Source organism: Paraburkholderia sp. FT54 (assembly GCF_031585635.1).
Taxonomy (GTDB): domain Bacteria; phylum Pseudomonadota; class Gammaproteobacteria; order Burkholderiales; family Burkholderiaceae; genus Paraburkholderia.
Window position 1 is genome coordinate 3,751,770 of sequence record NZ_CP134195.1, and the last position, 15,835, is coordinate 3,767,604.

Below are 15,835 nucleotides of genomic sequence, written 5' to 3' on the forward strand. Positions count from 1 at the left end.
CCGCGCGATTCGGTTTGTCGCGAAGACTCGGCACGCCGTCGCGCGAAACCACCGCCGACGTTAAGCCGTCGCAAACTCGCTTACATCTGCCATCCTCAGTGCGGCTTGTCTCGAAGCCTCAACACGCCGCAGCGCAAAAAAACCGCTGACGCTAAGCTGTCGCAAGCTCGCCTGCATCGGCAGTCTTCGGCGTTCCGGCCGAGCCGCCGCGCCGCCCGGCAAACGAAGACGAAGACGAAGACGACGCCGTACCGCTCCCGGTCTGAAACACCGACACAGCGGACGTCAGCCGCCGTGCCTGATCTTCCAGCGAACTTGCCGCCGCCGCGGCCTGCTCCACCAGCGCGGCATTTTGCTGCGTCACCTCGTCCATCTGCGCGACCGCGAGATTGACCTGATCGATGCCAGTGCTCTGTTCGGTCGCGGCCGCCGCGATTTCACCCATGATCGAACTCACGCGCGCAATCGCGTCGACGATCTCGGTCATCGTCGTGCCCGAGCGTTGCACCAGTTGCGAGCCGGCCTGCACGCGCGCCGTCGATTCGTCGATCAAACCCTTGATCTCCTTGGCCGCCGCCGCGCTGCGCTGCGCGAGCGAGCGCACCTCGCTCGCCACCACCGCGAAGCCGCGTCCCTGTTCGCCTGCGCGCGCGGCTTCGACTGCTGCGTTCAACGCCAGGATGTTGGTCTGAAACGCAATCCCTTCGATCACGCCGACAATGTCGGCGATCCTGCGCGAGTCGTCGACGATGCCATGCATCGTGCCCACCACCTGCCCGGTGAGATCGCCGCCTTGCGCGGCCAGCGTGGATGCGCCCTGCGCGAGCGAGCTGGCTTGCTTCGCGTTGTCCGCCGTCTGCTTGACCGTCGAGGTGAGCTGTTCGATGCTCGCCGCCGTTTCTTCGAGCGACGCGGCCTGTTCCTCGGTACGCTGCGACAGGTCGGTGTTGCCCGCGGCGATCTCGCTCACGCCGGTGTCGATGGATTCCGTGCCTTGACGCACCGTGTTCACCGTCGCGATCAGCGATTCCTGCATTTTGCTCAACGCGGCCGCGAGACGGCCCATTTCGTTATTGCTGGCCACGACGATCTGGCCGGTCAGGTCGCCGTTGGCGATGCGCTGAAACTGGGCGATGGTGGCGTCGACCGGACGGACGATCGCGCGCACCATCACGGCGCGGCCTATCCACGCGGCCAGCAGCGACGCGACCATGCCGATCGCCACCGCGATGCAGATCGCGAAGAACAGATCCTGCGCGTCCTGATAGCGTTGCGCGCCGTGATCGAGTTGCAACTTTTCGAGCGCGAGCATCGCCTTTTCGTACGCGCTGTAGAGCGACGGCAGCTTATGCGCCTGCAATTGCTGGAATGCCGTCTTGTCGCCCGCCTTGAGCACGGCGAGAGTAGGCTCGACGCCTTCGTGAAGGAAGGTATCGCGCTTGTCCTGCATGTCCTTGATGAGACGCTGCTCGTCTGCATCCGGACTCGCGCGGCTCACATAGTGGGCAAGACGTTCATTGGAAGCTTTCTGGTACTGATCAAAACGCTTGAGCACCGCGTTCGCGCCATCCTGATCGTTCAGGTCGACGAGCGATGCATAGGTGGCCAGTGCGAGGCGCAGGCGCAGCAACTGTCCGGCGCTGCCCTCGAGGTCGGCGACAGCCGGCGTATCGACGGTGTACATCTGCTGCAGCGAGGCGTTGCTCGAACGCAGCGACAGCAAGCCGGCGGCGGCGCCGAACAGCAGCACGACGCCGAACAAGACGATCATCAGGGTAAGGCAGGTGCGAATCGACAGATTTTTCAACATTGGGCTTGTCTCCGTTGGGCTGCCTGACCGCATACTCAGTAAAAGCCTCGGCCAGGTGCTGCGCCCAAGCCGGTTCGGCCAGGTCCGCAACTCTTGTGTAAATTTAAGCGAACGCCTCATATAAGGACTACGGCGTAATAACGAAAAACTTTATGGTTGATGGCGCATGGGCTTGCGATAGATCAACATATGGGCGCATATGAACGGCGATTCGCACCGCGCGTTGCGGGACTACCCGGGTTCTCGGCGGATGGCGATTGATGGAAAGTGACGCGGGTGTGTTGACGGAGCGTTGCTATGTCGGAAGTAGGCTCGGCACTGGTGGTTTTCGTTCTCCTGCTCGCCGCGACCGGAGTCGGCGTGTGGGTTCGTCCGCTGCTGCCAGAAGAGCACAAGGCGCATGAGACCGTGCAGTTGATCCAGCTGGTGATCGGCATGCTGGTGACGTTCGCCGCGTTGGTACTCGGCTTGATGACGGCGTCCGCGAAATCAGGCTTCGATACGGTCTCGAACGATTTGCGCGCCTACGCGGCCGATCTGATCGAGTTCGACACCACCCTGCGCGAATACGGCACGGATACCGAGCCGGCCCGGCATCTGCTGCGTCAGTACACCGCAGCTGCGATCGCATCGACGTGGCCTGGCGAAACGGCACCCACCGGCGAATATCCGAAAGACATCGGCACGCAGGACAACTCGCAGAAACTGGAGAACGTGCGGCTCGGCGACATGCTGACCGCCGTCGGCCGGGAGTTGCGGACACTGCGGGCGCACGATCCGTTACAAGAACGCGCGCTCGATGACGGCTTGAAGCAGTACCGGCGCGTCGTGGACGCGCGGTGGAAGATCATCGAGGAAGCGCACAGCTCGATTTCCCAGCCTTTCTTCAAGACACTGACCTTCTGGCTGGGCGTGATCTTTCTGAGTTTCGGCTTGATCGCGCCGCGCAACGCGCTGGCGTTGGTCACGATTTCGCTGGGCGCGGTGTCGATTGCTTCCGCGATCTATGTGATCGTCGATCTGGATACGCCGTTTACGGGGCCGATTGTCATCTCCAGTGCGCCCATGAGAGATGCGCTGGACCATTTGAGACGGTGAGGATCACACACAGCGTCAAGGAATGAGCGCGTCGAACTCCGCAATCCTCCTCGCCCGCTCGATGACGGGCCGATCGACCAGTTTGCCGTCCACCGCGAACGCGCCTTCCGGATGCTCGCGAGAAGCCGTCAGAACGCGTGACGCCCAGCGGCGCTCGTCCTCGCTGGGTGCGAAGCCGCTGTTGACCGGATCCACCTGTCTCGGGTGAATGCACAGCTTGCCGCCGAAGCCGAAGCGCCGCGCGTTGGCCACATGCCCGGTCAGGCGCGTGAGGTCATCAAGCTCCAACGTCACCCCGTCGATCGGCGCGGGCAGGCCCGCGTAGCGCGATTCGATCACCATCTGCGAGCGCACATAGTCCAGTTCCGCGCCGAGCCCTTCGATGCCGGCATCGCCGCAAAAGTCCACCGTGCCGAACGCGAGCCGCATGACCGACGGCGCGCCGGCAATGTCCCGCATCGCCACCACGCCCGCGACGGTTTCGATCAGCGCTACGATCCGTATGCGGGACGGCAGCCGCGCGGCGACGTCGGCGAGTTGCCGCGCGCTGTCCGACTTCGGCAGCATCATCGTAGAAACGCCGGACGCGCCCACCATGTCCAGGTCGTCGAGATGCCACGGCGTGCCCACCGCATTGACGCGAACGATCAGCCGCGCGGGGTCCGCCGTCGCCAGCCAGCGTTGCAGGTTTTCGCGCGCGGCTTGCTTGGCCGCCGGCACGACCGCGTCTTCGAGATCGATTACCACCGCGTCGGCGCCGCTGTCGAGCGCCTTTGTGAAGCGCTCGGGGCGGTCGCCCGGTACGAACAGATAACTGCGTGCGTCCATGTTGTTCTCCTGACGGCACGCGGCGCGATGCTGCTAGTTCGCGTGCCAGTCGCGTTGAAACGTTTCGGAATAACTGTAGCGATCCGCCGGATGCACGCTGATCGTCAGTTCGACCACCTGCGCGCGCCGGTTCAGATAGCGGCGGCACAACCACAGCGCCGGCGAGCGCGGCTTCGCGTTCAAACGTTGCGCCAGTCTCGCCGGCAGCGCGATCGCGCGAATTTCCTGCTGCACTTCGGTGATCTGCTCGCCGAACTGTTTTTCGATCAGCGTGTAGATCGGCACGTGGGTCCGGCCGCTCAGGCCTGCCAACGAGCGGAACGCCGGGTGGATATACACCTCGGTGTGGCAGATCGGCTCGACACTGTCCGGCGAACGGCGAATGCCCTCGGCCAGTAGCCAGGTTTCGCCTGGCTTTGCGCCGAGCCGTTCGAGCAGGTCGGCGTCGTCGATCTCGACGGTCTGCGTCGACGCGATCTCCAACTCCGTGTCGGTCGTATAACGGTGCAGGTCGCTTAGGCGCTCCATCACCTGACGGTATGCGGTTTCGCTCTGCGTGGCCTTCACTCGTGTACCGATGCCGGGCCGCCGGTCCACCAGACCGCGCTGCTCGAGTTGCTTGATCGCCTGCCGCACCGTGAAACGGCTCGCGCCGAACTGCTCGCACAGCTCGAACTCGGTCGGCAGCAACGTGCCAATGGGAAACTGCCCGCCCTGAATCTCGTTCAGGAGCGTCTGTGCCAGTTGCATGTAGCGCGGCTGTTGCCCAAGGACTGTCGTGGCCATCTGGATGTGCAAAGAAGTGGAAGAGCGGACGGTTGCCCGCCCGGCCTTATTGCACCACACCCGCCTCCCTCAGCAAAGCGATCCTTTCCGCGCTGTAGCCCAATTCGTCGAGCAGACGCTGCGTGTCCTGCCCGAGATCCGGCGCGGCGCGCGTCGGCAGCGGCTCGTCGACCCGCACCGGCGCGGCCACGCCACGCACCTTGCCGAAGCGCGGGTGCTCGGCATCCACCACGCATTCACGTTCGGCGACGAAAGGATTCTCCAGCGCCTGCTTGACGTCGAACACCGGCGCGGCCGGCACGCGGCCGCCGAAGCGTTCGAGCCATTGCGCGGTGGTCGCAGTCGAGAGCACTGCGTCGAGTTCAGTCTGCACCAGCTCGCGATTCGCAAGGCGCGCCTGGAAGTTGCAAAAGCGCGGATCGGTCACCCACGACGGTTTGCCGATCACTTCGGCGAGCACGCCCCAGAATTTCTCCTTGTTGCACATCAGGAAGATCCAGCCGTCCTGTGTCTTGTACAACTGGCTCGGCGTGAGCGACGGATGCGACGAGCGGTTCTCGCGTCCCGTCACCACGCCGCCGTTCAGATACCACGTCGCGACATAGGCGAGGTTATGCAGCGCGACGTCGAAGAGACTCACGTCGATATCGCGCCCTTTGCCGGAGGTCTTTGCATCGACGAGGCCGGCGAGCAACGCCATCGCCGCGGTGGTGCCAGTCATCAGGTCGATGATCGACAAGCCGAAACGCGCCGGCGGGCTATCAGGCTCGCCGGTCACGGACAGATAGCCCGCCTCGGCCTGCATCAGATAGTCGTAGCCCGGCCACGCGGCGCGGCTGCCGCTACGCCCGTACGCGGACAGATGCGCGCACACGATCTTGGGATTTGCCTCGCGGAGCTGCTCGTAGGTCACCCCGAGTTTCGCCGGCAGATCGCCGCGCAGATTGTTGAACACCGCGTCGCTCTTCGCAACGAGGTCCAGCAACACCGCGCGTGCTTCGGGCTTCTTCAGGTCGAGCGTCAGACTGCACTTGTTGCGATTGAAGGCTTCGAAGAAATGGCTATCGCCCTCGCCGAAGAAATACGGGCCGACCGCGCGGCCGACGTCGCCGCCATTGCCCGGATGCTCGATCTTGATGATCTCCGCGCCGAGGTCCGCGAGATGTTGAGTGGCGAAAGGCCCGGCGCCATATTGTTCGATGGCGAGCACGCGCACGCCGGAAAGGGGCAGGCTCATACCGGACTCCTTTCGATCAGTTGCTTGGCGATGATGATGCGTTGCATCTCGTTGGTGCCTTCACCGATCGTGAGCAGTGGCGCGTCGCGATAGAGGCGCTCGACGTTGTATTCCTTCGAATAACCGTACGCGCCGTGAATGCGCATGGCCTCGATGCTGTTTTCCAACGCGGCTTCCGTCGCGAAGTATTTCGCCATGCCCGCTTCCATATCGCAGCGCTCGCCGCGGTCGTACTTCTTCGCGGCCGCGTCGACCAGCAGGCGGCCCGCTTCGACGCGCGTCGCCATCTCGCCGAGCTTCAACTGGATTGCCTGATGCTCGCAGATCGGCTTGCCGAAGGTCTTGCGCTGCTGCGAATAGCTCACGGACTCATCGAGCGCGGCTTGCGCGACGCCGACGCCGCGCGCCGCGACATTGATACGGCCGAGTTCGAGGCCGCCGAGTATCTGCTGCAGGCCCTTTCCCTCCACGCCGCCGATCAATGCATCGGTAGACACGTGATAGTCGTTGAACGACAACTCACAGGTATCGATACCTTTGTAGCCGAGCTTTTCGAGCTGACGGCTAACCTCGAATCCCGGCCCTTTCTGCACCAGCAACAAACTCATCCCTCGATGACGCGGCTGCGCCGTCGTATCCGTCTTCACCAGCAGCGCCAGCGTGTTGCCGTGCTTGCTGTTGGTGATCCACGTCTTGTTGCCGTTCACGATGTACTCGTCGCCGACGCGTTTGGCGGTCGTGCGAATGGCCTGCAGATCGGTGCCGCAATCGGGCTCGGTGAGACCGATGCCGCCGCGCCACTCGCCGGTGGCGAACTTCGGCAGGTACTTGCTTTTCTGCTCGGGCGTGCCGTTGCGTTGCACCAGCATCGCGAGAATCAGATGCGAATTGATGATGCCGCTCACCGACATCCACACCCGCGAGATGCGCGCGATGATCTGCGCATAGGTCCGCGTCGACAGACCCAGCCCGCCATACTCGGGATCGATGATGCAGCCGAACAGCCCCATCTCCTTCATCTTCTCGACGATCTCCGCCGGGTAGATATCGTCGTGATCGAACTTGTGGACGTAAGGACGCACCTCGGTTTCGAGAAAGCGGTCCAGCATGTCGAGAATCAGTTGATCGTTTTCCAGCGTATCGAGTTCTGTTGCAGTCATGATGACGTCCTTAGGATGCGGTGTGTCCGGCAAGCGTGTCGGCGAGCGCGCGGGCCGGCCGTTCGTCGAGTTGCAATACGGCCTGGGCGATCTGTTCGGCAGCACTGTGGGAAACGCTGCGCTGTGCGTTCGCGTAAAACTTGGTGACAATGTCCTCGTTGCTGACGGGCCGGTCCGCGCAGCCGCGATTGATCGCCTCGCGATGCGCGACGCGCGAGCCGTCGCTGCGTTCCACCACGACTTCGCCGGTGTAGTGGCGCGGGAACGTCGTGTCGGGGTCGATTTCGTAATCGACCCGTGCGGCGAGCGCCAGCACCGCGGGATCGGCGAGCGCGGCCGGTTCGAGTTCGTCGAGCGTGAAGCGGCCCTTGAGCAACGCCGTCGCGACGATATACGGCACGCTGAATTGCGCGTCGTAGGCGGTCACCGGTTTGCGCTTCGCGTCGACCGGTTCGCACACGATCTCGACCGTGCCGCGCGGCACCTTGGCGACCACGCGTCGAATCGAGTCGAGCGAGCCTGCCGAAAAGCGATGCTCGCGATTTAGCGCGATCGCCGCGTCGGCGACCGCATGCGTGAAGTGACATGCGGGCAGCGGTTTGATTGCCACTTCGTCGATTTGCCAGGTGCTGCCGAGGCCTTCGGTGGCGAGTTCACGGTCCGCCGGGTCGAGCGGCTTGCCGAGGTGGCTGGCGTAGAGACCGAAGCGTCCTTCGTAGGCCAAACGCGGGCCGGTGAAGCCGTGCTTCGCGAGCGTCGCGGCGGTGATGGCCGAGGCCGCCGCGAAACCGGGATGGGCGCGCTTGGTCCACGCGCCGTCTTCGAGGAATTCGAGGCTGCCGGCCGCCATCGACAGAACGATGCCTTGCGCGTGCGCCATGCGGGCTTCGTCGAGTTGCAGCAAACGCGATGCGGCGACCGCGCAGCCGAACGCGCCGACCAGGCCGGTCGGATGAAACCCGGCGTCGTGGAATCCGCCCTTCGCCGCCGACGCCACGCGCGTCGACACTTCCATGGCAACGATGTATGCGGCCAGCAAGTCCGCGCCGCTCGCGCCGTCGCGGTCGGCGAGCGCGAGCACGCAGGGCAATGCGCTAGTGGTCGAGTGAATCACGCCGCGTGAATGCGTGTCGTCGAAGTCGAGTCCGTGAATCAGCACGCCGTTCATCATCGCGGAGTCGCGCAAGGCGAGTCGCCGGCCGTAGCCGATTACCGGTGAAGCGCCGCTGCCGAGCTCGGAGAAGGCCGCGAGCGACACATCCGCATACGGATAACCACGCGACGCGAACGCAATGCCGACAGCGTCGAGAATCAGATGCTTCGCGCGGGTTTGCACGGCGCGCGGTACGTTGCGCAATTGCAGGCCCAGGCCGAAGCGCGCGTACTGATCGGACAACGCGACGGAAGTATCGAGTGAAGTCATGGAATTTAACCTTGCTGGGTAGCGGGTAGCGAATCGGAGCTGGTGTCGAGGCTCGGCGAAATCCGCTCGAGTGCGTGCTGATTGGTTTCCACGCGCAGCAGCAGAATGCCGAACACCAGCAGCGCGAGGACGCCGCTCACCATGGCCAGCACGCCGGACACGCCGAACGAGTTGTAGAGCAGCACCGCGAGATACGGCGTGGTCATCGAAGCGGCGCGGCCGCAGACACCCGCCGTGCCGGTGCCACGCAGGCGCAGTTCAGTCGGAAAGAGTTCGGGAATGTAGGCGAACAAACCGAGCGTGGTAACCGTGTAGATGCAGGTGATCAGCACGAAGCCGACGCTGCTGATCGCCCAGCCCGCATGCATGTTCGGATAGATGAAGCCCACCACGATCGTGGCGATCGCAAAGATCACGAGACCACGCGCCCGGCCGATGCGGTCCGCGCAGAAGAAGCCGACCAGTGCGCCGCCCGGCGCGCCGAACGCCATCAATGTTGTGAAGCCGAGCGACTGCACGATGGTCAGACCTTCCTTGACGAAGAAGGTCGGCAGCCATGCCACAAACCCATACACCGAAATATTCACGGCGACCGCCGTGAGAATCGCGACCAGTGTGCGGCCGAGCATGGCGTGTGAGAACAATGCGGAGAACGGCGCCTTCGGCACTTCGAGACTTTCCGTGCGTTGGACCGGCGGCAACGGACCTTTCTGACGCTGAACCTCGTGTTCGATGGCGGACACGGTGGCCTCGGCTTCTTCGCTGCGTCCGACCGATTCGAGCCAGCGCGGCGACTCCGGCATCCGGTGCCGCAGCACCCACACAATGATCGCGCCGACGCCGGCAATCGCGAACATATAGCGCCAGCCCAGATGCGGAATCACGACGTAGCCCACCGCCGTCGACACCAGCAAGCCGGAATTGATGATGAGCGCGAGCAAGGCGGTCCAGCGTCCGCGCGACGCGGGCGGGATGAATTCGCACAAGGTGCCCGCCGCGACCACCAGTTCGGCGCCGAGGCCGACGCCCATGATCAGCCGCAGCACGATCAGCCACATCATGTTCGGCGCGAAGCACGCGGCAATCGATGCGAGGCCGAAGATCAGCAGGTTGGTCTGATACGACGAGCGGCGGCCGAAGCGGTCGCCGAGGTAGCCGGCAAAGCCCGCGCCGATCAGCATGCCGAGAAACGTCACCGAGATGAACAGCGCGTTCAGCTTCAGATCCGAGAAGCCCGTTTTCACCATCGCCCCGAGCGCACCGGCGGCGAGATAGATGTCGAAGGCGTCGAGAAAGGCGCCCGCGCTGATGAGCCCTAGAACCTTCCAGTGAAAGGACGCGATGGGCAGGCGATCGAGTCGCGCGCCCGAATTGACGATACCGATAGCCACCTTTGTCTCCTTGGTGTGCATGCGGCTGCGCGATGTTTGCACATGCGCTCGCCGCATCGCGACGCCTGATTGGGACGCCGCCGGAATCTGCGCGTTGGCTGCTCTTGCTGGCAGGTGTGCGCTGTTTTGCTGCTGGTTGTTCGTTCGCAGATTGTGCGGACGTTCGAGCCGAACGTTCGGCGGTTCACACCGGGCAACGCGCGGGCAACGCGCCGCTCAATCGCCGACGCCGTGTCCGCGTGCCGGCACTAGCGCACTGCGCACGAAGTCCATGATCGGCGTGCCGTCCTGCTTGAATGCGCGGGTCTGCACGGTGACGATCCCCTGCCCCGGACGCGACTTCGACTCGCGCTTTTCGAGCACTTCGGATTCCGCATAGATCGTGTCGCCGCAAAACACGGGACCGGTCAGACGAATCTCTTTCCAGCCGAGGTTGGCAATCGCCTTGCCGCTGACGTCGTTGACCGACAGGCCCAGCACCACGGCAACCGTCAGACCGCTATTCACGAGCAGGCGGCCGAACTCGCTTTGGGCCGCGTAGGCGGCGTCGCAATGCATCGGATGGAAATTCATCGTCAGCAGCGAGAAGTGGATGTTGTCGGCTTCGGTAATAGTGCGCCCAGGCCGGTGTTCGTAGATATCGCCCACCTGAAAATCTTCGAGGTAGCGGCCGTAGCTGGCGCGAATGCGGTTCTTGACTGCGACGTCGGACTCCATGCCTGTCTCCTGTTACGAGGTAACTTGTCTGTCTTTGTTACTTTGTCCGTACAAAGTGTGATTGAAGTATTGTCGTCGGATGGGTGAATGTCAAGGCGACATTCCTGGGAAGGTGGGTGATTGGCGGCAAATGCGCCGCTAAGGCACGCCAGGACTCGGGACCAGGTTTATCCCTGGCAAGTCGTCAGCGAGTGAGATGAAACGCTCGCGCTACTTGTCTGAGCGACGCGCTAATAAAAAACCCCGCTGGTTGAGCGGGGTTCTTTGCATCGATTCAATGCAGGTGCGGACGATTCAGAAAGGAATATCGTCATCCATCTCATCAAACCCGCCGCCGGCCGGCGCGCTCGGACGGCTTGCGCCGCCACCGCCAGCACCGCTGCCGCCACGCGCACCGCCGCCCGACACCGCGCGGCCGCCACCACCGCCGCCGCTACGCTCCGACGGCTCACCACGGCTGTAGCCGCCTTCGTCGCCACCGCCGCCCATCGAGCCGCCGCGGCCGCCCAGCATTTGCATCTGTTCCGCGACGATTTCCGTCGAGTAACGGTCGGTGCCGTCTTGCGCCTGCCACTTACGGGTACGGATGCGCCCTTCCAGGTACACCGACGAGCCCTTCTTCAGATATTCGGAGACGATTTCCGCGAGGCGGCCGAAGAACGAGACGCGGTGCCATTCGGTCGCTTCCTTCATTTCGCCGGACGCCTTGTCCTTATACCGATCCGTCGTTGCAAGGCGGATGTTCGCCACCGCGTCGCCGCTCGGAAGATAACGGACTTCCGGATCGGCTCCGAGATTGCCGACGAGAATGACCTTGTTCACGGATGCCATGAGTTTCTCCTGTTGATTCCGTTACGGGCGGCGCGGCAATACATGTTCGCGTTTCAGGCCCGGCAGGCCCGAGACCGGAACTGCGCCTCTGCCCGCCGCCGGGTGAGTGCTGGGTGAGTTCGGGATGCGCCGTATTACGCTTTGCGCGGCGGCTGTTTCATCTTTGCGGCGATTATAAGCCAGCACAAGACGAGCCCCGAACAGGTAAAAAACACAGCGCTCTGACCGTCCACTTTCAGCAGCCAACCACCGACCACGCCGCCCAGCGCAAGACCGATCGACTGCGTGGTGTTGTACACGCCCGCGGCCGCGCCCTTGCGGGTTCCCGGCGCCAGTTTCGACACCAGCGAAGGCTGCGAAGCCTCAAGGATATTGAAGCCCAAAAAGTACACAAAAAGGATCGCCGCCACACTCAGAATCGTATGCGGAGCGACGCCCAATAACAACTGTCCGATCAGGATAAGACCAATCGCGGACAGCAGCACGATCTTCATTTTGCCGCGCTTCTCGGCGGCGATGATCGCCGGCACCATCATCACGAACGAAAGGCCCATGACCGGCAAATACACCTTCCAGTGCGACGCGACCGGCAAGCCGCCGGCTTCGAGAATGCGCGGCACGACGAGGAACAACGCGGTCTGCGTGGCGTGCAGCACGAGCACGCCGAAGTTCAAACGCAGCAGTTCAACGTTGTGCAGCACTTCGGCGAATGGCGCGCGTACATGTACCGGCTTCGGCGCATTGGGCACGATCCACAGCACCACGCCGATCGCCAGAATCGAGAAGATGCCGACGAGCGTAAATAGCCCGCTCATGCCGACCCACTGGAACACGATCGGCGCACCGACAATCGCCACCGCGAATGACACACCGATACTGCCGCCCACCATCGCCATGGCTTTGGTGCGATGTTCCTCGGAGGTCAGGTCGGCGATAAACGCGATCACCGCCGACGACACCGCGCCCATGCCCTGAATCACCCGCCCGACGATGATCCACGTCATGTCGTGCGCGCCCGCCGCCACGAAGCTGCCGAGCGCGAAGATCAGGAGACCGGTCGCAATGACCGGTTTGCGGCCGATCTTGTCGGAAACCCAGCCGTAGAAGATGTACAGCATGGACTGGGTCACGCCGTACGCGCCGAGCGCGATACCCACCAGCAGCACGTTCTCGCCACCCGGGATGGTCTTCGCGTAGATCGAGAACACCGGCATGATCATGAAGAGACCAAGCATGCGCAACGCGAAGATGGCGGCAAGCGACACGGTCGCGCGCAGTTCAGGCGCGCTCATGCGTGTGGAAGTAGCGGACGGATTGGACATCGGGAGCGTTCTTTGATTGAGCTGGGTGGCACACCGCGGGCGGGCACAGCGGCGAAGCGGCCACGACCGCGCGGCTTGCCGCAAGACGTCGGGTCGGCAGACGGCGCGGCGCACGAGCCGACGGCCTTGCTGCATTCCCGCTCGCGCCCCGCGTTGCCTTGCGGTTGCCTTGTACTGGCGGAAAACGGCCCCAGTTGGACCTCTTCCCCGCGGCGCTGACCGCTGCCTTACAGCACGCCTCGACGCCTCTTCAGGCTGTCAGGAAGCCGTAACAGCGGTCTTGAAAAGTCGTTATAGTAGCAGGTTTAGCCTCTTCCTCTTTCCGCCAGTTCATGGAATAAATCCGTGGAACAAATCCGTATTCGTGGGGCTCGCACCCACAACCTGAAGAACGTCAACCTCGACTTACCCCGTCACAAGCTCGTCGTCATTACGGGCCTTTCAGGCTCGGGCAAATCGTCGCTGGCGTTCGACACGCTCTATGCGGAAGGACAACGGCGTTACGTCGAAAGTCTTTCCGCCTACGCACGCCAGTTCCTGCAATTGATGGAGAAGCCGGACGTCGATCTGATCGAAGGGCTGTCGCCGGCAATCTCGATCGAACAGAAGGCGACCTCGCATAATCCGCGTTCCACGGTCGGCACCGTCACCGAGATTCACGACTACCTGCGGCTATTGTTCGCGCGGGTCGGCACGCCTTACTGTCCGGACCACGAAATTCCGCTGGAAGCGCAAAGCGTCTCGCAGATGGTCGACGCCGCGCTCGCGTTGCCGGAAGAAACGAAACTCATGATCCTCGCGCCCGTCGTGGCGAACCGCAAAGGCGAGCACGTCGAACTGTTCGAGGAAATGCAGGCGCAAGGCTTTATCCGTTTCCGCGTGCGCTCTGGCGGGGGCACCGCCAATGAAGGCGTCGCGAAGATCTATGAAGTCGATTCGCTGCCGAAGCTTAAGAAGAACGACAAGCACACCATCGACGTGGTCGTGGACCGCCTGAAAGTGCGGCCCGACATGAAGCAGCGTCTCGCCGAGTCGTTCGAAACGGCGCTGCGTCTCGCCGACGGTCGCGCGATCGCGCTCGAAATGGACACGGACAAGGAGCATCTGTTCAGTTCGAAGTTCGCCTGCCCGATCTGCTCGTATTCGCTGCAGGAACTGGAGCCGCGTCTCTTCTCGTTCAACAATCCGATGGGCGCGTGCCCGGAGTGCGACGGCCTCGGCCAGATCACCTTCTTCGATCCGAAACGCGTGGTCGCGCATCCGTCGCTGTCGCTCGCGGCCGGCGCGGTGAAGGGCTGGGACCGGCGCAATCAGTTCTACTTCCAGATGCTGCAGAGTCTCGCGGCGTTCTATGAGTTCGACGTCGACACCGCAGTCGAAGAGTTGCCGGAGAAGGTCCGCAAGATTCTGCTGTTCGGTTCGGGCAAGCAGGAGATCCCGTTCTCGTACATCAACGAACGGGGCCGCACTTCGGTGCGCGAGCATGTATTCGAAGGGATCATCCCGAATCTGGAGCGGCGTTATCGCGAGACGGATTCCGTCGCGGTGCGCGAGGAACTCGCCAAGTATCAGAACAACCAGCCCTGCCCGGCTTGTGCCGGCACGCGTCTGCGGCGCGAAGCGCGCTTCGTGCGGATCGGCGCGGACGGCGACGCACGCGGCATCTTCGAAATCAGCGGCTGGCCGCTGCGCGACGCGCTCGGCTATTTCCAGACGCTGCGCCTGGAAGGCTCCAAGCGCGAGATCGCCGACAAGGTGGTCAAGGAAATCGTGGCGCGGCTGATGTTCCTGAATAATGTCGGGCTGGATTACCTGTCGCTGGAGCGCAGCGCGGAAACGCTGTCCGGCGGCGAGGCGCAGCGGATTCGCCTCGCGTCGCAAATCGGCTCGGGGCTGACCGGCGTGATGTACGTGCTGGACGAGCCGTCCATCGGCTTGCATCAGCGCGACAACGACCGGCTCATCGCCACGCTCAAGCATCTGCGCGACCTCGGCAATTCGGTGATCGTGGTCGAGCACGACGAAGACATGATCCGCATGGCCGACTACGTGGTCGACATGGGTCCGGGCGCGGGCGAACACGGCGGCATGGTGATCGCCGAGGGCACGCCCAAGCAGGTGCAGGCGAACGCGGCGTCGATGACCGGGCAGTACATGTCCGGTGCACGCAACATCGAGTTCCCGGACGAACGCAAGGAGCCCGACGAGCGGCGACTGCGGATCGTCGAAGCGTATGGCAACAATCTGCGGCATGTGTCGCTGGATCTGCCGGTCGGCTTGCTCACCTGCGTGACCGGCGTGTCCGGTTCGGGCAAGTCCACGCTCATCAACGACACGCTGTACCATGCGGTCGCGCATCACCTGTACGGCTCGGCCACGGAGCCGGCGCCGTACGAATCGATCGAGGGCCTCGAGCACTTCGACAAGGTCATCAACGTCGACCAGTCGCCGATCGGCCGCACGCCGCGCTCGAATCCGGCCACCTACACGGGCCTCTTCACGCCGATCCGCGAACTGTTCGCGGGCGTCCCGGCGGCGAAGGAACGCGGCTACGAAGCCGGCCGCTTCTCTTTCAACGTGAAGGGCGGCCGCTGCGAATCCTGCCAGGGCGACGGCGTGCTGAAGGTCGAGATGCACTTCTTGCCGGACGTGTACGTGCCGTGCGACGTCTGTCACGGCAAGCGCTACAACCGCGAAACGCTGGACGTGCAGTACAAAGGCAAGAACATCAGCGAAGTGCTCGACATGACGGTGGAGAACGCCTATGAGTTCTTCAAGCCGGTGCCGGTCGTCGCGCGCAAGCTGAAAACCTTGCTGGACGTAGGCCTGGGCTATATCCGGCTGGGCCAGTCGGCCACGACCTTGTCGGGCGGCGAGGCACAGCGCGTCAAACTATCTTTGGAACTGAGCAAGCGTGACACGGGTCGCACGCTATACATCCTTGACGAGCCGACCACCGGATTGCACTTTCATGACATCGCGCTGTTGCTCGAAGTGATTCATCGATTACGCGACCAGGGTAATACCGTCGTGATCATCGAGCATAATCTCGATGTAATTAAGACTGCGGACTGGGTCATCGATCTCGGTCCGGAAGGCGGAGCCGGCGGCGGACAGATCATTGCTCAAGGCACGCCCGAGCAGGTGGCGAAGTCGAAGGCAAGTTTTACGGGTAAATACCTGGCGCCTCTGCTAAAACGCGCGGCCAGTAAAAAGTAACGCTGCACAACTC

Annotated in this window: 12 protein-coding genes; 2 read left to right on the forward strand and 10 right to left on the reverse strand. The window is 63.2% G+C overall.

Features of this window, described 5'->3' with window-relative positions; translation table 11 throughout:
- Positions 1-151 precede the first annotated feature (151 nt).
- A complete protein-coding gene (locus RI103_RS17220) occupies positions 152-1,810 on the reverse strand; it encodes a methyl-accepting chemotaxis protein (protein ID WP_310813115.1) in 1,659 nt (552 codons plus the stop codon).
- Positions 1,811-2,107: 297 nt separating this feature from the next.
- On the opposite strand from RI103_RS17220, the gene RI103_RS17225 reads away from it, so the two are divergent.
- The gene (locus tag RI103_RS17225) at positions 2,108-2,908 is read left to right on the forward strand and encodes a hypothetical protein (RefSeq protein ID WP_310813116.1); all 801 of its coding nucleotides are present in this window, start codon (positions 2,108-2,110) and stop codon (positions 2,906-2,908) included.
- Between the two features lie 15 nt (positions 2,909-2,923).
- Here the strand turns inward: RI103_RS17225 and RI103_RS17230 are convergent, their stop codons facing one another.
- From RI103_RS17230 to RI103_RS17270, 9 genes are all read right to left on the reverse strand, one after another.
- On the reverse strand, positions 2,924-3,736 hold the full coding sequence (locus RI103_RS17230) for a CoA ester lyase (protein WP_310813117.1): 813 nt from the start codon (positions 3,734-3,736) through the stop codon (positions 2,924-2,926).
- Positions 3,737-3,769: 33 nt separating this feature from the next.
- Positions 3,770-4,522 (reverse strand): GntR family transcriptional regulator, encoded by a 753-nt coding sequence (locus RI103_RS17235; protein ID WP_310813118.1) that lies wholly within the window; start codon positions 4,520-4,522, stop codon positions 3,770-3,772.
- Positions 4,523-4,568: 46 nt separating this feature from the next.
- The gene (locus RI103_RS17240) at positions 4,569-5,759 is read right to left on the reverse strand and encodes a CoA transferase (RefSeq protein WP_310813119.1); all 1,191 of its coding nucleotides are present in this window, start codon (positions 5,757-5,759) and stop codon (positions 4,569-4,571) included.
- The gene (locus tag RI103_RS17245; RefSeq protein WP_310813120.1) at positions 5,756-6,919 is read right to left on the reverse strand and encodes an acyl-CoA dehydrogenase family protein; all 1,164 of its coding nucleotides are present in this window, start codon (positions 6,917-6,919) and stop codon (positions 5,756-5,758) included. Before RI103_RS17245 ends, RI103_RS17240 begins: the two co-directional genes overlap by 4 nt.
- A gap of 10 nt (positions 6,920-6,929) precedes the next feature.
- Positions 6,930-8,342: an MmgE/PrpD family protein gene (locus RI103_RS17250; protein ID WP_310813121.1), complete on the reverse strand. Its 1,413-nt coding sequence runs from the start codon at positions 8,340-8,342 to the stop codon at positions 6,930-6,932.
- Between the two features lie 5 nt (positions 8,343-8,347).
- The gene (locus tag RI103_RS17255; protein WP_310813122.1) at positions 8,348-9,754 is read right to left on the reverse strand and encodes an MFS transporter; all 1,407 of its coding nucleotides are present in this window, start codon (positions 9,752-9,754) and stop codon (positions 8,348-8,350) included.
- A 195-nt stretch (positions 9,755-9,949) separates the two neighbouring features.
- The gene (locus RI103_RS17260) at positions 9,950-10,450 is read right to left on the reverse strand and encodes a MaoC family dehydratase (RefSeq protein ID WP_168792519.1); all 501 of its coding nucleotides are present in this window, start codon (positions 10,448-10,450) and stop codon (positions 9,950-9,952) included.
- Between the two features lie 294 nt (positions 10,451-10,744).
- Positions 10,745-11,281, reverse strand: a complete 537-nt coding sequence (locus tag RI103_RS17265) for a single-stranded DNA-binding protein (RefSeq protein ID WP_310813123.1) — start codon at positions 11,279-11,281, stop codon at positions 10,745-10,747.
- Positions 11,282-11,415: 134 nt separating this feature from the next.
- Positions 11,416-12,603, reverse strand: coding sequence for an MFS transporter (locus tag RI103_RS17270; protein WP_310813124.1), 1,188 nt, complete (start codon positions 12,601-12,603; stop codon positions 11,416-11,418).
- A gap of 345 nt (positions 12,604-12,948) precedes the next feature.
- Between RI103_RS17270 and uvrA the strand changes: the two genes are divergently transcribed.
- Positions 12,949-15,822, forward strand: coding sequence for an excinuclease ABC subunit UvrA (uvrA, locus tag RI103_RS17275; RefSeq protein ID WP_310813125.1), 2,874 nt, complete (start codon positions 12,949-12,951; stop codon positions 15,820-15,822).
- Positions 15,823-15,835: the final 13 nt, after the last annotated feature.

Coding starts and splice junctions, on each gene's coding strand:
- RI103_RS17220 (WP_310813115.1), bottom strand. CDS start 1,810: ATGTTGAAAAATCTGTCGATTCGCACCTGCCTTACCCTGATGATCGTC.
- RI103_RS17225 (WP_310813116.1), top strand. CDS start 2,108: ATGTCGGAAGTAGGCTCGGCACTGGTGGTTTTCGTTCTCCTGCTCGCC.
- RI103_RS17230 (WP_310813117.1), bottom strand. CDS start 3,736: ATGGACGCACGCAGTTATCTGTTCGTACCGGGCGACCGCCCCGAGCGC.
- RI103_RS17235 (WP_310813118.1), bottom strand. CDS start 4,522: ATGGCCACGACAGTCCTTGGGCAACAGCCGCGCTACATGCAACTGGCA.
- RI103_RS17240 (WP_310813119.1), bottom strand. CDS start 5,759: ATGAGCCTGCCCCTTTCCGGCGTGCGCGTGCTCGCCATCGAACAATAT.
- RI103_RS17245 (WP_310813120.1), bottom strand. CDS start 6,919: ATGACTGCAACAGAACTCGATACGCTGGAAAACGATCAACTGATTCTC.
- RI103_RS17250 (WP_310813121.1), bottom strand. CDS start 8,342: ATGACTTCACTCGATACTTCCGTCGCGTTGTCCGATCAGTACGCGCGC.
- RI103_RS17255 (WP_310813122.1), bottom strand. CDS start 9,754: ATGCACACCAAGGAGACAAAGGTGGCTATCGGTATCGTCAATTCGGGC.
- RI103_RS17260 (WP_168792519.1), bottom strand. CDS start 10,450: ATGGAGTCCGACGTCGCAGTCAAGAACCGCATTCGCGCCAGCTACGGC.
- RI103_RS17265 (WP_310813123.1), bottom strand. CDS start 11,281: ATGGCATCCGTGAACAAGGTCATTCTCGTCGGCAATCTCGGAGCCGAT.
- RI103_RS17270 (WP_310813124.1), bottom strand. CDS start 12,603: ATGTCCAATCCGTCCGCTACTTCCACACGCATGAGCGCGCCTGAACTG.